The organism is Hyphomonas jannaschiana VP2, assembly GCF_000685215.1.
Taxonomy (GTDB): Bacteria; Pseudomonadota; Alphaproteobacteria; order Caulobacterales; family Hyphomonadaceae; genus Hyphomonas; species Hyphomonas jannaschiana.
Genome location: NZ_ARYJ01000012.1, coordinates 1 through 14,850, shown reverse-complemented (window position 1 = coordinate 14,850; position 14,850 = coordinate 1). Strand labels below are relative to the sequence as shown.

The following is a 14,850-nucleotide window of genomic DNA, read 5'->3' as shown; positions in this document are numbered from 1 at the left end:
TGGGCGAAATATGGGAGAGCTTGCCCCCGTTCGCAAGCAAAACCGGAATTTCCTGCAACTTGTTCATACACCGGCCTGGGGCAGGTCACGAATTAGACTTCAAGAACTTGCTACGAATATTTTAAATACGGCAAAACAATACTTTCTATGCGAGAAAATTCAGCAAGTATTCGCAATACAGTTTGCACTGACGCACCAATGTTCCCTGCGCTTACTCGTAAGTGGATTGACTAAGCCTTGCACAGAGTTAATCTGCTGAATCTGGCGCAGTTCCGGCAGTGGGGGCGCCAAAGCACTAGGGGATACAGTTATGGCAGACGCATCGGCTTACGCCGAGAATATCAAGAAATACGCAAATGGCGGGTACAACCAGGCCGCCGCCGAGAAGATCGTGGGACATCTCGGCATCGCCCTGCGCAACAAGGACAGCTCCATCGTCGCCTGCAGCGACTCCGGCGAACTGGACCGCGTGCGGGAAAAGTGGTGCCGCGGGAAGCTCGGCCTTGCCGAAAAGCAGGGAGAGCTGGACGCAGCCATCAAGACGGTCTGTGATCGCATGAATGCCGAAGGCGGGCAGAAGTCACGGGTCACCTTCTACTACCTTCTGGCCGAACACTTCGGAAAGCTCACAGAACTCGCAAGCTGATCCGGCCTCACAGACCAACGGACAAACCCGGCCTCACTGGCCGGGTTTTCTTTGGCCGGGTTTTCTTTTTCCGCCTCAGGAGGCAGACAGCGGGTCATGTACAGATTGTTTGCCGCCCTGCCCGTGCCGGAAGACCTGTGGGATGACCTCACAGACCTGCAGGATGACCTGCCCGGGGCCAGCTGGCGCCCGGAGGAAAACTTCCACATCACGCTGCGCTTCTTCGGCGATCTCACGCATCGCCAGGCACGCGACCTCGACGATCTGCTGGGCGACATCCAGTGCGCCCCGTTCGAGGTTTCGATCGAAGGCGCCGGCTGGTTCGGACGGCGCGAACCGTCCGCGGTCTGGGCACGCGTGCGCGAGAGCGACGAATTGCGCAGCCTCTCGGCCCGGTGCGAACAGGCCGCGCGGCGCCTCGGCTTCGAGCCGGACCGGCGCCCGTTTACGCCGCATGTGACGCTCGCCTATCTCCACAATGCCACGCTGGAGGACACCCGCCGCTGGGTGGAGCGCCACCACGATTACCGCAGCGGGCCGTTCATCGCAGACCGCTTCCACCTCTATTCCAGCCACAGTGCCAAAGGCCGCCCCAGCCGGTATGAGGCAGAGGCGGACTATGTGCTGGAATAGATGATCAGATCGCGGGCGTGAAACTGAGGTCCAGCTCCTGGACCAGCGGCGGATTGTTGGGCGACATCAGGAGCCAGCCGTCCATCTGTCCATTCTCGCAGGTCCAGGTGAAAGTGCCGCTGAGGTGGCCGTTGGCCTTGAACGGCGCATCGGTCTCGCAGGCGCCGGCCTGTTCCTTCAGGTCTGCCAGCACGCGTTCACGTACCGGAATGGACGCATCCATTGTGAAGTTCATGGCCAGCTTGCCATCCAGCGGCGCAAGACTGTCCTGCTCATAGACATCGCCAGTGGCGGCATAGGCATCGGCCAGCACATCGCTGACGGGCCACTCCCGGGCAGGCATTTCGCCCGCTTTCGCCAGTTCCAGCGCAGCCTCGCGCACGATCCGCGACGGGGCGGCATAGGTCCGGTTCGCAAAAGCGAAAATACCGACGCCTGCGTCCGGCATCAGCAGGACGTTCGAGCCATAACCCGGATAGCCGCCGGAATGCGCCAGCGTCGTGCCGAGATCACACTCGGCGCTGACGGCAAAGCCCATCGCATAGGTCATCGCGACATCGCAGGTCTCGCCCTCTTCCAGGCCATCACGCTCGTAGACACGCGGGAAGTTCAGTCCCTGGGAAAGCTCGCGCACGGTCGAGCGTTTCACCGGTCCGGTTTCTTCGCCATCGCGCGGCGGCCAGGCGTCCAGCAGGAAGGTGACCCATTTCTCGTAATCGTCGGCATTGGTCATCACCCCGCCCATGGCGCCGAAGACGCCCGGACCGAGTGCTGGCTCTTTCGAGAAGGCCCCCTCTTCCCAGCGATAGCCGAGGGCGCGGCGGTTCTGATCGACAGCATAAACGTCATAGCCGGTGGACGTCATGCCCAGCGGCAGCATGATCTCGGTGCGGATATAATCCTCATACGGCATGCCCGAGACATTGGTAACGATCCGGCCCAGAAGGGCGTAACCGAAATTGGAATATTCGTAAGCCATCTGCGGGGCACGCTCGAACGGAACGCCCTCTTTCAGGACTTCGGTAAAGACGTCCTCGGGCATGTCCTGCTGGCGGTCGCCCCAGGGATTGTCGGTGACCAGCCCGCTGACATGGGCCAGAAGATCCCGCACGCGAATGCGCGGCGAGTCCGTAGTCGGATAGGTCCAGCCCCTCAGTTCCGGCACGTAATATTCGGCCGGCGCATCGAGATAGAGCTTGCCTTCATCGCGCAGCTTCAGGATGGCAAGTGCCGTGAACGCCTTGCTCATGGACGCGATGGAAAAGAGCGAATCCGAGGTGACAGGTGCCTCCGTTTCGAGGTTCCCGACGCCGGAGGTTTTGAAATAGACCAGTTCCCCATCCTTCACGATGCCCCAGACAAGGCCCGGCACGTGCTGCTCCGTCTGGTAGTCCAGGAAGCGCGCATCGATGCGGTCAGTGACCTCCTCCGGAATGGCGGGCGCGGCGGCCTCCTGCGCACGGACGCTCTCGTCCGCAGATGCCCCCAGCGCGGCCATGGCAATTGCCGTACCGGCCAGCAGGGTTTTCATCGGGTGGAGCTTCATCATGGCAATCCTTTTCCTTCTTCCCGCGCCATGCGCGCACGCTGCCGACCCTAGCTGCGGTTCCGGATGCGCAGCAAGCGCAAGGCGGCAAAAAGCGAAGGAAAACGAAAGGGTGCCAACCCTCACCCAGAAAAAAGCCCCGGCCATCTGACCGGGGCTTACTTTACCGTTGCTGAGCCAGCTACTTTGCCGGCGGACTTTCAAGGCAGCCCCAGTAATCGTCGCCATTGTCAGCGATACAGTTGAAGACCTTGTCGAGCAGGTATTTGCGCTGGCGCGACCGCGCCCCGCTGGCGGCCATGGCCCTCTCCGGATCAGCCCACTTCGCCTCCTCTTCGACGTCGGTTCCATAGGGCAGGATGATGCGCGGGCTGCCGACCTGCTGCCAGAGCGCATCGATTTCGGCATTGTCCCGCGCCCAGAGGAATTTCTGGAACGCCAGCGATGCCATGAGGTAGGGATCGGAGTCCTCCCCCGCGACCGGCTGCGCCATGCCAAGATCCGTCAGGCGCGCATAGGCGGCCAATGCCGTATCGACATCCCAGGACGGCTCCCTGTCCGGAATATAGAACAGCCACCCGTCCAGGGTGCCCTCATTCCGGCATCTTGGATTATGCTGGTAGCAGCCCGGCTTGGTGACCCAGTCTGCATCAAAGCCCCGCAGGAAACTGATGAAGTCCTCGTCGCCGATACGCAGGCTCTCAGCGAAGAGACTTGTCGTGGAGGCTTCGGCGCGTACCGGTTCCATTGGTGAAAAGCCGTTCTGGAACAGGATTGCCAGAATCGCCCGGTAGGCAGGATCGGCAAGGTTCGCTTCCAGATGTCCGGGAAGCTTCGATTCCTCATAGGCCCCTGCCCGGTTGACCGGATAGCTGAGCGCGTCGGCCATGGCATTCACATCGAACCCCAGGGCAACGAACAGGGCGACTGCGTCAGGATCAAGAAAATCAACCGCTTCACGGAAGCCATTCTGATCGAGCGTGTAGCCCCGCTCCATCAATTGCTGGCGCGCATCGGCCGGTGACAGCTCGGCCAGCTTGTTTTCCTTCGGCGTCTTCGCAGCGGTTTTGCCACCGGTTTCTCCGCTGACGGAATTGCTGCCTCCGGTGTCATCACCGGCAGAACAGGCCGGAACGGCCGCGAGCATAAGTGCGGCGAGGACCGCAGAAACGAGTTTCTTCATGATGATTGCTCCCCTTATTGCCTAGCGCGGCCGGATCGATGTGACGACTTTCGTCTTCGCATGTGCGCCATAGAAAATCGTCGCGACCATCTCATAGCTATCAGAGCGCCAGGTCAGCTGGCGCTCGCCCTGTACATGCGGGACCTGGCCATAGGCCGTGAAGCCGCCGGCCTGCGGGTCCTTGTTGGTGTCGTTGATCGGCAGGCCATAGACCGCCTTCAGATCATCCGCGACTTTGCCGGGCGACTCATTGCCGGCGTCCACGCGGTGCTCCAGGGCCGTGACATTTTTGCTGCTGTCGATTTTTGCGATGAGCTTCTGTCCGGTCTTCAGATTGACTTCGCACTCCCCGCCCGCCGGATTGCAGACCACGCTGCCGCGCGGCAGCTCGTCCTTGATCGACTGGAGCGACCCGCCTGGCAACATGCCGAACAGGCTGAGGCCGCCGGACGCCGGCGCCGCAGCCGAAGACGATGCCGTGACGGGCGACCCGGTATATTCAGCCAGCTTGCGGCCATCGAGATCCCTGTTGCGCGCCGCGTTCAGCACCCGCGCATCCAGAATATGCGCCTGCACCATCTGGCCATCGCGGGCCTGCAGGACGAAATCGATTTCGAGCGAAACGCTCCGGTCGATGTCGCCATAGCGCTTGCGGGATGTCAGCAGCGCCTGGGCGTCATCCCGCGACATGGCGATTCCATCGATGATTTCGGGATTGTCGAACTTGACCCGGATTTCAGAAGGCAGCCCGCAGGAATTGTTGTTGCGGACATAGAAGTAAGTCGTCTTGGACACCGGCGCGAATTCGAAAACGTTCGTGTCGAAATCATAGTCGCCGAAATCCTTGTTGGTCCGGACGGTATAGACGTCTTCAAGATTTGCCTCGCCGACGCGGGCCTTCATCATCTCGATCGTCTCGTCGCGCTTGTCCTGGCGCAGGAATTCGTCCTCGCGCGAGCGCTGCCAGACTTCGCTGCGGTAGAGACGCATGTAGCAATCGACGTTGCTTTCATAATCGAAATAGCTGTCGAGCTTCATCCACGAGTACAGCATGTTCTCATACTCAAATTCCTTCGCGCTTGCCGGAGCGGCGAAGAGAGATGTGGCGGCAAGGACCGTGGCAACTGCGGCAAGACTGCCAGCTTTCAGGGAACGTTTCGGGCTGAGAAAGTGAAGCATGGGAAGTGACTCCGGGTCTGCTGCGAAAGAAGAAGTGCTGGTTTCAGGTCGCCAGGGAACGAGGGAGAGCCAGCATGAGAAATGTCTTGTGCGGAAACGCCTGCAGGGCGCGAGCCGGACGCACGAGCGGTAAAAGCGGTTGTTGGTCAGGGCGAGCGCCCTGCCACAGAAGGTTATGCAATTTGGATTAAGCCCCTGATCTGCGCCCTCACCACCCACAAGCTTGTTCAGCTAACATGAACGTAATGTGAATTTGGCTCATGGACAAATTGATCGTCGATTCTGCTACGGAATCAACAGGATCAGGTTTTCGCAAGGGAAGGAAGGAATGGTGCCGCTAAGGTGACTTGAACACCTGACCCCCGCATTACGAATGCGATGCTCTACCAGCTGAGCTATAGCGGCTTAAGACCATTCTGAAGGCCCGCCTCATACCGGCAGATGCCCCGTTTCGCAAGACGCTTTTGCCACCCCATTTCAGCAAGGCGGCCGGCGCCGTCAGTCGTCGTCGGAGGCATAGTCCAGCGGCGGGCTGAGCGGACGGTCCGGCGTTTTCGGCGCTTCGGCGGCCGGTTCGTCCAGTTCCGGCCCCGGCAGTGCGGGCACGCGGCCCGCTTCCAGTTCGCGGCCATAGGATTCGTAGCGCGGGTGCACGAGGTCGCCGACATCGCCGAAAGCATAGACGAGACGCGACCAGCCCTGCTTGTCGAAATCGAAGGCATTGCCCTTCGGGTCGATGTCCGACCAGTCCGGCTCGCGTGAGGCCGACACCGCCATACGGCCCCAGCGGGCCGCTTCGGACGGGTCGCCATAGCCTTTCAGCGCGCGTTCCATCAGCAGGCAGAGCCGCGCGGTCGGATTCTCTTCCACCAGCAGGGCGAGCGAACGGATGGCGCCCACCCATTCGGCTTTGTCCATGGCGATCTCGGCCATCAGGATCTTGCTTTCGCGGTGGTTCGGCTGGGCCGCGATCAGCGCCTGCAGGCGCTGGGCAATGTTGGCCTGCGTGTCCTGTGGCACAAGACGGCGGGAGAGCTGCGCCAGCGCCGGGTGCGGGCGCGCCTTCCAGCCAAGTTCCAGCACGCCTTGCGCGGCCTTCGCCTTGCCGTCCACCATCAGCGCCTTGGCGCCATGGAAGGCCGCCGGCGGGAAGCCCGGCGCGGAGCGGATCGCTTCGGCCAGCGCCTTCTGGGCCGCGCTCTTTTCGTCATGCGGCAGGCCAACGGCATGGGCGGTCAGCAGCACGGCGCGGCGGCGGCGCAGACTGTCGCCCTTGATCATGCCGCGGCGTTCGCCCGTGGTCAGCGTGTCGAGTGCCTTCTCCCACTCCCCTTTCGAGACCTGCAGGTCGAACAGGGAATTGAACGGCCAGTCGGCGGAAGATTTGAGGCCAAGCGCTTCGCGGGCGCGGGTCTCCGCCGTTAGCTGGTCGCCGCGTTCGGAGGCCGCCATGGCAGAGCCGCGCAGACCGGCAAGCTGGCCGCCCGGCAGACGGGTCAGCTGGCTCCAGGCGCGTTCGGCCCCGGCCCAGTCATCATTGGCTTCGGCGGCGCGCGCTTCCAGCAGCAGTTTGAGGCGTTCGTCCTCGGCATGTTTCGCGGCCTTGCGGGCAAGCTTCAGCGCGGCCTCGGCATCGCCGGCTTCCGCGGCCAGAAGGCCTTCGGTCAGCGCGGCATTCGCCTTGCGCGATTTCGAGCGGCGGCGCGAGCGGGCGATCCGGCCCGGCAGCACGAAGATGCCGGAGATGACCCACCAGGCGGCGGCCATCAGGCCAGACAGGGCCAGCACGAGCGCCACGGCGGCGCCGGACTTGATGGAAATCTCTTCTGCCCCGATCGGAACGGTCACCTTGCCGGGAAGCGTATAGGCCCACCAGCCGAAAGCGAGGGCCGCGATCAGCACGATCAGAAGCACGAGGAACACGATGATCCGGTTCATGGTGTCTTGGCGCCCCCATCCGCCAGGGCGAGGCGCACGGCCTCCAGCGAGTTTTCCAGAGTGATGCGGCGTTTCGCATCTTCGGTCCATCCGGACATTGCCGTGCCCGGCGGTCCGTCCAGCCGGCTTGTATAGGATACGGCCTCTTCGAGGTCACCCTTTTCGAGGGCCTCTGCCGCCCGCGAGAGAAGCGCGAACGGATCGGCATCCGTGCCGTCGGCCTTGCGGACAGTGACCGCGCCGCCGAAAAATTTGTTGATCCAGCCCCAGCGCCCGGAGTCTTCCGTCGGCACCGTGCGGCGCGCTTCATCTGCCGCCGCCCCGAAGGCATCTTTCAGATCCGCCAGGGTCGGCGCGCCTGAAGTGGCCAGCGGGCCAAGCGCCCGCACATCATCCACGGTCGGCAGGGCTGAGCGCAGAGAGCGGTAATCCGATTCAAACGGCTCCCCCCGGCGGGACGCCGCTTCGATGGCCGACAGGGCGAGCGCCGCTTCCGCAACCGAACTGGCCGAGGCCGCTTCGGCCCGGGCATCGCTCTGTTCTGTCTGAACGCGCGCCAGCATGTCGGCGAGAGAGCGGCCCTGCTTTGTCTGTTCCAGGGTCGAATCGCGCAGCGTCTCGATTTCCCGTTCCAGCGCGACAATGCGGGCGCTCATGTCTGGCGCCACCGGGCGGTTTTCGAGCACATCCAGCCGGTCGGACAGGGCGCCAAGCGCACGGGCGAGGTCTTCGGGGGCAACCGTGTCGCCCACTTCCACCGATTCCAGCGCGTCGAGACGGGCGATGATCCCGGTCAGATCGACCGGTTCGCTATTGCCGCCGCCTTTGGGAAGATTGTCGATCCGATTGGCCAGCGCATCGATACCGGCTTTCAGCGCGGCGCGATCATCCGGGGCAGACTGTTCCAGCTTGCCGATCCGGTCATTCAGCGCGGCGACTTCCTCGTTTGCATCGCCAAGGCCGCTCGGCATCATCAGGTGCCCGCCAATGCCGATCATGCCGCCCAGTCCGGCCGCCACGACACTCATCAGGCCTGCGCCCAGCCAGCCCGGTCCGCTGCCGGACTTCGGCGCCTTCCCCTCTTCCGGGGCCAGTTCGAAATCCGCGTCGATCGGTTCGCCCGGGTCGACGGAGCTTTCAGGGATAGAATCGTCTGTCATTTCGAATCCGGTTTCTGACCCAGCACACTCGCACAGGATTCCGGCGGCTCAAAGGCCGTCCGCCACCTCTGCGAGGACCGCCATCAGCGCATCTTCATTCGGCGCGTCGGCAATGTGGATCGCGGCAACCTCCCGGCCCTGCAGCGGACGGGTGGCGGCCTCTGATATGGCAACGATGATGGCATGTTCCAGTCCGCCCGCCGCCCAGGCAAAGGCCGCCGCTGCTTTCGCCGAATGGATCAGCACGCAGGCAGGTCCCGCCGCCAGCGCCGCTTCAGCCTCCTGCGTCAGGTCTTCGGACGGGCGGGTTTCGTAGAGCGCCAGAAAGTCCGCCGGAATGCCGCCCTCTTTCAGCCGGGCGACGAGCTCGCCGGCCGCAGCCTCATTGGCAACATGCAGCACGCCTTCGGTGCCTTCCGGCAGAGCGACCAGAATGTCCGCCGCCAGAGCCGCCGCATCGCCTGCACCTTCATAGACAGCCGCGAACCCCGCTTCCCGTGCTGCGGCAGCGGTGGACGGGCCGACGCACCAGGCCTTTGCCGCGCGTAGTGTACTGGCCTCGGTAAAGAAACGCACGCCATTGGCGCTGGTGAAGACGAGATGATGAACGCCGGAGAGATCCGGCAGGTCCACCTTCAGACGCGCGAGCGCCAGCATGGGCGACGCGATGGCCGGCAGGTTCATCGCCTTCAGCCGGGCCATGGTGTCGGACGCGCCAGGCTCGGCGCGTGTCACGATGACCGGCAGGCTCACCAGTCCCCCTCGAAGGCCGGCAGCTGGCCGCCTGCCTGCTGGCGGATCTCGTTTGCGATGTCCTTGCCGAGCGCCTCAAGCTGCAGCTCGCTGGCCCCTTTCCGGCAGACGCCCTCGGCGCGCCAGCGGGCGCTGCCATCCATGGCCAGGACTTCGCCGACGAGATGCCACTCCTCGCCCTTGTCGAACGTGTGGGCCGCGATCGGTGTGCGGCAGGACCCGTCCAGCGCCAGCAGGAACGCCCGCTCGATCATGGCGGCAGCGGCGGTCGGCACATGGTTCAGCTTGTGTAAAACCGCGGCCGTGTCGGCGTCGGCATCCTCGCGCATGACCACGCCGACAATGCCCTGCGCGGCGGCCGGCAGCATGTCGGTCAGCGGAATCGGCGTCGCCACTTCCGGCTGGCCGAGGCGCGTCAGACCGGCCATGGCGAGATAAGTCGCGTCAGCGAGGCCTTCTTCCAGCTTGCGCATGCGGGTCGCAACATTGCCGCGGAAGGTGACGATCTCGAGGTCCGGACGCAAAGCGCGGGTCTGCGCTTCCCGGCGCAGCGACGCCGTGCCGACCTTGGCGCCCCGCGGCAGGTCTTTCAGGCTCTTCGCATGCGGCGAGAGGAAGCCCTCGCGCGGGTCTTCCCGCTCCGGAAACGCGGCAAACACCTGCCCCGGCTCCAGCACGGACGGCACGTCCTTCAGGCTGTGGACGGTGAGGTCGACCTCGCCGCGGGTCAGCGCCGCATCCAGCTCACGGGTGAACAGGCCCTTGCCGCCGGAATTGATCAGGCGTTCGGTGGTCAGCTGGTCGCCGGATGTGGTGAAGGTGACGATCTCGCCCTTCATGGCGCCTTCGGAGGCGGCCTCGATTCCGGCGGCGATCTGATTTGCCTGAATCAGGGCCAGCGGTGAACCACGTGTCCCGATCCGGAGCGTTCTGGGGGAATTTGTTTCAGTCATCTCCCTCCCCTAGCGCCGGGCGTGCCGCTTGCCAATTGACAGAGCGCCGCGGAAAGGGCTACGACGTCTTATCGTTTATCGACAAATCCCTTTTCGGAGACCCCCATGATCAAACCTGCCGTATCAGCGCTGGCGCTGGCCTTCGCTCTCGCCGCCTGCGGACAGCCCGCCGACAAACCCGCAGCCCCCGAGGCCGCGACGGAGCTGACCGCCGACCAGAAGGCCGAGATCAGCAAGCAGCTGAACGAATGGTTCGACGCAAAATATGAAGAGGCGCTGCAGGAAAGCCCGATCATGATGACCTTCCTCGGCCGGAAGGACCTCAACGACAAGATCGACTGCTTCACCTTTGCCTGCGCCGACGAACAGCTCGCCCGCCAGAAAGCCGCCGTCGAGGAAATGAAGGCGACCTTCAATTACGACGATTTGTCGGACGCCGACAAACTCTCCTGGGACCTGTTCGAATACCAGTACAACCAGGCCGCCGAGGCCGCGAAGTTCCGCTATAACGGCTTCGTCTATGACCAGATGAACGGCCCGCAGGGCTTCATCCCGCAATTCCTGATCAGCTTCCACAATGTCGAGAATGCCGACGACATGCGCGCCTATGTGTCCCGCATCCGGGAAGCCGCCCGCGCCCTGAACGAAGCCACCGATGTGGCCCGCGAAAGCGCCGAACACGGCACGCATGCGCCGAAGTTTGCCTATGAAGGCGTGATCGACCAGTCGCAGAAAGTCATCACAGGCGCGCCGTTCACCGCTGGCGAAGACAGCGCCCTGATGGCCGATGTGAAGTCCGAACTGGCCACGCTGGTGGAGAATGGCGATCTGACCCAGGAAGAGTCCGACGTCATCCTCGCCGACGCCACCGACGCGATGACGAACGAGTTCAAGACCGCGTTCGAGAACATCATCGCCTTTGCCACCGAGGACATGGCGAATTCGCCGGATTCCTCCCAGGCCGTCGGCGCCTTCCTGCAGCCGGATGGCGCAGCCTATTACGAGGAACGCCTCGCCAACAACACGACCACGTCGATGACCGCCGACGAGATCCACAATATCGGCCTGGCCGAAGTGGAGCGCCTCCACAAGGAGATGGAAGCCATCAAGGACAAGGTCGGCTTCGAGGGCACGCTGCAGGAGTTCTTCACCTTCCAGCGCGATTCCAAGGACGACGACCGCTTCTACTATCCGGACACGGATGAGGGCCGTCAGGCCTATATCGATGACGCCACGGCGAAGATCGAGAACATCAAGACCAAGCTGCCGGAATTCTTCGGCATCCTGCCCAAGGCAGACCTGGTCGTGAAGCGCGTCGAAGCCTTCCGCGAACAGCCGGGCGCCGCCCAGCACTATTTCCCGGGCACGCCGGATGGCTCGCGCCCTGGCGTCTACTACGCCCACCTGTCGGACATGAAGGCCATGCCGAAGGGCGAGCTGGAAGTGATCGCCTATCATGAAGGCATTCCGGGCCACCACATGCAGATTTCGATCGCGCAGGAGCTGACCGGCGTGCCGAAGTTCCGGACCCAGATCAACTTCACCGCCTATGCCGAAGGCTGGGGTCTCTATTCGGAATGGCTCGCCACCGAATTCCCGGGCACCTATGAAGACCCCTATTCCGATTTCGGCCGTCTCGGCTCCGAACTCTGGCGCGCCGTTCGCCTCGTCCTCGACACCGGCCTCCACTCCAAGGGCTGGACCGAGGAACAGGCCGTGCAGTACTTCCTCGACAATTCCGCTATCACCGAAGCGCAGGCACGGTCCGAAGTGCAGCGCTACATCGTGATGCCGGGCCAGGCGACGGCCTACAAGATCGGCATGATCAAGATCCAGGACCTGCGCAAGCACGCCGAGGAAGAGCTGGGTGACAAGTTCGACATCCGCGGCTTCCACGACACCGTGCTCGGCGGCGGCGCCATGCCGCTCGACCTGCTGGAGCGCCGCGTCGACCAGTGGATCGCCGAACAGAAGGCCGCGTAAGCACCGGATATTTCGCCAATCGGGCGACGTCGGGGCAGGGCTTGCATCAGGCAGGCCCTGCCCTACGCTTTTGGGGAAAGCTACGGAGCCAAAGATGGACCTTTCCTTCAGCCCCGAGATCGAAGCCTTCCGCGCCAAGGTGCGGACATGGTTCGAAACCGAATTTCCCGAAGACATTATCCGCAAGAACAAGGCCGGCCTGCCGCTCACCACGGCGGAAGTGCGCAAATCCGAAATGGCCCTCGGCAAGAAGGGCTGGCTCGCCACCGCCTGGCCGGAGGAATATGGCGGCCCCGGCTGGGGAATCGAAGAGCAATACGTCTTCGACGAGGAACTTGAGCGCGCCGGTGTGCCGACGGTCACGCCCATGGGCGTCATCTATGTCGGCCCGGTGATCTACACCTTCGGATCGGACGAGCAGAAAGCCCGCTGGCTGCCCGGCATCCGCGACGGCTCCGTCGGCTGGGCGCAGGGCTATTCCGAACCCGGCGCAGGTTCCGACCTCGCCTCCCTCCAGTTCAGCGCCAAGCTGGAGAACGGCACTTACACGCTGAACGGCCACAAGATCTGGACGTCGGCTGCCCAGCATGCGGACTGGATCTTCCTGCTGGCCCGCACGTCGCAGGAAGAGAAGAAACAACAGGGCATCAGCTTCATCTGCTGCCCCATCGATGCGCCCGGCGTGACGGTGAAGCCGATCATCACGATCGACGGCAATCATGTCCTGAACGAGGTTTTCTTCGAGGATGTGAAAGTGCCCGAGGACAACCGCATCGGCGAAGCGGGCAAAGGCTGGACCTATTCGCAATACCTGCTCGGCTTCGAGCGGACGTCCTACGCCCGCATCGGCGGCAAGCGCGCCATGCTGCGCCATATCCGCGACGTCGCCATGACGACGCCGGACGGCAGCGGCGAGCGCCTGATCGACGATGAAGGCTTTGCCCGCCGCCTGACCGAAGCGGAAATGGCGGTCGATGGCCTGGAGATGACGGTGTTCCGCGTTCTCTCGGCGGCTGCCCAGGGCGGCTCCCCCGGCGATGCGGCCTCAACGGTCAAGATCCTCGCCACCACGACGCACCAGCAGATCACCGAACTGATGGTGGATGCCGCCGGCGCATACGCCCAGCCGCATTTCAGTTTCTGGGCAGGCCAGAACGACCCCGGCGGCTCTCCCGGCCGGGACATGGCAACCTATTTTGCCGGGCGGGCGCAGTCCATCTATGGCGGCACGAACGAAATCCAGCGGACGATCATTGCACGGAAAGTGCTGGGGCTTTGACAAAGGCGGGGCGCCCGATTCACCCTCCGTGTCACCCCGGAATTTGCGCAGCAAATATCCGGGGCCCAGCGCTGGCCTGCCATATCGTTCGGGGTCCCGGATAAACCCTGCGGGTTTTCCGGGATGACACAGAAGAGAGAGTTCGTGCCGCTTCATCCTTCGGTGCCATCCGCGGGCTGAAACACCCCCCCTCCGTCAGCCGGCTTTGCCGTCTGCCACCTCCCTCGCTTCGCAGGGGAGGATATGCCTGCCGCCCGCACCGGGCTCAATCCTCCACCGCTTGCGGGGGAGGTGGGCCGCGAAGCGGGTCGGAGGGGGACTTCGAGGGATCAGAAGTCGTACGCAATCCCCTTGCGTTCCCAGTCTCCGAACCTTGTCGGCTCGATGCTTCTCGGCCCGCCATGTTCGTCTTCCGGCAGGGCAGCCGCATCTGCAGCCTCCTTGGCCTTGCGGGCATCGGCTTCTTCCAGCGCGCGGCGCGCTGCGTCCGGCAGCGCCTTGCGCCGCTCGATTTCCACGTCCGTCAGCGCAGGGATTACAGCTTTGTCATCGCTGGCCATGAAGACTCCTCTTTTCGTTAACGCTCGCCATATAGGTGTGGCGGTTGGGGAGTGCTAACGCACCGCGTACATACGCGGAGAAACGACTGGAGTTAAGGCCCGATGGGCACGCTGAAAACCTTCATCCTTCTCGCGGCGATGACCGCGCTCTTCATGGGCGTCGGCTATCTGATCGGCGGCACCGCCGGCATGGCTGTCGCCTTCGTCGTGGCAGCCGCGATGAATATTTTCTCCTACTGGAATTCCGACAAGATCGTCCTGTCGATGCAGGGCGCGAAAGAGATCGATCCGCAGACCGCCTCCCCCATGCTGCGGACTTTCGCCAAGGACGTCGCCCTGATGGCCGACCGGGCTGGCCTGCCGCCGCCGCGCGTCTACATCATCGAAACGCCCCAGCCGAACGCCTTCGCCACGGGCCGCAACCCGCAGCATGCGGCTGTCTGCGCCACGACAGGCCTGCTGGGCATGCTGAACCGCGACGAAGTGCGCGGCGTGATGGCGCATGAGCTGGCACACGTGAAACACCGCGACACGCTGACCATGACCATCACCGCCACCATCGCCGGTGCCATCGGCATGCTGGCAAACTTTGCGCTCTTCTTCGGACGCGAGCGCACGGGGCTCATCGGCTCCATCGCGATCATGATCTTTGCCCCACTCGCCGCCGGTCTCGTCCAGATGGCGATCTCCCGGTCGCGCGAATACGAGGCCGACCGGATGGGCGCGGAAATCTGCGGCAATCCGCTCTGGCTCGCCTCGGCGCTGGAAAAGATCGAACGCGGCGCCCGCTCCACGATCAATGCCGCCGCAGAGCGCAACCCGGCCATGGCCCATATGTATATCGCGAACCCGCTGAACGGGCGCGGCGCCGACAATCTCTTCTCGACTCACCCGGCCACCGCCAACCGGATCGAAGCGCTGCGCCGCCTCGCCTCGGAAATGGGCGTGACCGCAGCACCCGCCTCCCCGGCCATGCGCCGCGAAGCCGGCCCCTGGGGATAAGGACCACATCATGAGCGGCGCACTGGTGCGGCGGG

Annotated in this window: 13 protein-coding genes and 1 tRNA gene; 5 read left to right on the top strand and 9 right to left on the bottom strand. The window is 63.6% G+C overall.

Features of this window, described 5'->3' with window-relative positions; all coding sequences use genetic code 11:
* Nucleotides 1-310: 310 nt before the first annotated feature.
* Both HJA_RS14905 and thpR read left to right on the top strand, forming a co-directional pair.
* Entirely contained in the window at nt 311-646 is a 336-nt protein-coding gene (locus HJA_RS14905) for a DUF2853 family protein (protein WP_035583739.1), read from the top strand.
* A gap of 96 nt (nt 647-742) precedes the next feature.
* Nucleotides 743-1,279: an RNA 2',3'-cyclic phosphodiesterase gene (gene thpR / locus HJA_RS14900; RefSeq protein WP_035583738.1), complete on the top strand. Its 537-nt coding sequence runs from the start codon at nt 743-745 to the stop codon at nt 1,277-1,279.
* Nucleotides 1,280-1,283: 4 nt separating this feature from the next.
* Here the strand turns inward: thpR and HJA_RS14895 are convergent, their stop codons facing one another.
* The 8 genes from HJA_RS14895 to hemC form a co-directional block, all read right to left on the bottom strand.
* Entirely contained in the window at nt 1,284-2,828 is a 1,545-nt protein-coding gene (locus HJA_RS14895) for a serine hydrolase domain-containing protein (protein WP_051597749.1), read from the bottom strand.
* A gap of 178 nt (nt 2,829-3,006) precedes the next feature.
* Nucleotides 3,007-4,008, bottom strand: coding sequence for a hypothetical protein (locus tag HJA_RS14890; protein WP_035583737.1), 1,002 nt, complete (start codon nt 4,006-4,008; stop codon nt 3,007-3,009).
* Nucleotides 4,009-4,029: 21 nt separating this feature from the next.
* Nucleotides 4,030-5,187, bottom strand: coding sequence for a DUF4852 domain-containing protein (locus HJA_RS14885; RefSeq protein ID WP_035583736.1), 1,158 nt, complete (start codon nt 5,185-5,187; stop codon nt 4,030-4,032).
* Nucleotides 5,188-5,516: 329 nt separating this feature from the next.
* Nucleotides 5,517-5,592, bottom strand: a tRNA-Thr gene (locus HJA_RS14880).
* 93 nt (nt 5,593-5,685) lie between these two features.
* Nucleotides 5,686-7,125: a heme biosynthesis protein HemY gene (locus tag HJA_RS14875; RefSeq protein ID WP_035583734.1), complete on the bottom strand. Its 1,440-nt coding sequence runs from the start codon at nt 7,123-7,125 to the stop codon at nt 5,686-5,688.
* Nucleotides 7,122-8,285, bottom strand: coding sequence for a COG4223 family protein (locus HJA_RS14870; RefSeq protein ID WP_035583733.1), 1,164 nt, complete (start codon nt 8,283-8,285; stop codon nt 7,122-7,124). Before HJA_RS14870 ends, HJA_RS14875 begins: the two co-directional genes overlap by 4 nt.
* Nucleotides 8,286-8,333: 48 nt before the next feature.
* Complete coding sequence (locus HJA_RS18185; protein ID WP_051597748.1) at nt 8,334-9,038, bottom strand: uroporphyrinogen-III synthase; 705 nt, start codon at nt 9,036-9,038, stop codon at nt 8,334-8,336.
* On the bottom strand, nt 9,035-9,991 hold the full coding sequence (hemC, locus tag HJA_RS14860; protein WP_035583725.1) for a hydroxymethylbilane synthase: 957 nt from the start codon (nt 9,989-9,991) through the stop codon (nt 9,035-9,037). Before hemC ends, HJA_RS18185 begins: the two co-directional genes overlap by 4 nt.
* 105 nt (nt 9,992-10,096) lie before the next feature.
* Here hemC and HJA_RS14855 point away from each other — a divergent pair, with 105 nt between their 5' ends.
* Both HJA_RS14855 and HJA_RS14850 read left to right on the top strand, forming a co-directional pair.
* Entirely contained in the window at nt 10,097-11,974 is a 1,878-nt protein-coding gene (locus HJA_RS14855) for a DUF885 domain-containing protein (RefSeq protein WP_035583722.1), read from the top strand.
* A gap of 94 nt (nt 11,975-12,068) precedes the next feature.
* A complete protein-coding gene (locus HJA_RS14850) occupies nt 12,069-13,253 on the top strand; it encodes an acyl-CoA dehydrogenase family protein (protein ID WP_035583720.1) in 1,185 nt (394 codons plus the stop codon).
* A 329-nt stretch (nt 13,254-13,582) separates the two neighbouring features.
* Here HJA_RS14850 and HJA_RS14845 read toward each other — a convergent pair whose 3' ends face one another.
* On the bottom strand, nt 13,583-13,813 hold the full coding sequence (locus HJA_RS14845) for a DUF1674 domain-containing protein (protein ID WP_035583718.1): 231 nt from the start codon (nt 13,811-13,813) through the stop codon (nt 13,583-13,585).
* Nucleotides 13,814-13,915: 102 nt separating this feature from the next.
* Between HJA_RS14845 and htpX the strand changes: the two genes are divergently transcribed.
* On the top strand, nt 13,916-14,815 hold the full coding sequence (gene htpX / locus HJA_RS14840; protein ID WP_035583716.1) for a zinc metalloprotease HtpX: 900 nt from the start codon (nt 13,916-13,918) through the stop codon (nt 14,813-14,815).
* The last annotated feature ends 35 nt before the right edge of the window (nt 14,816-14,850 follow it).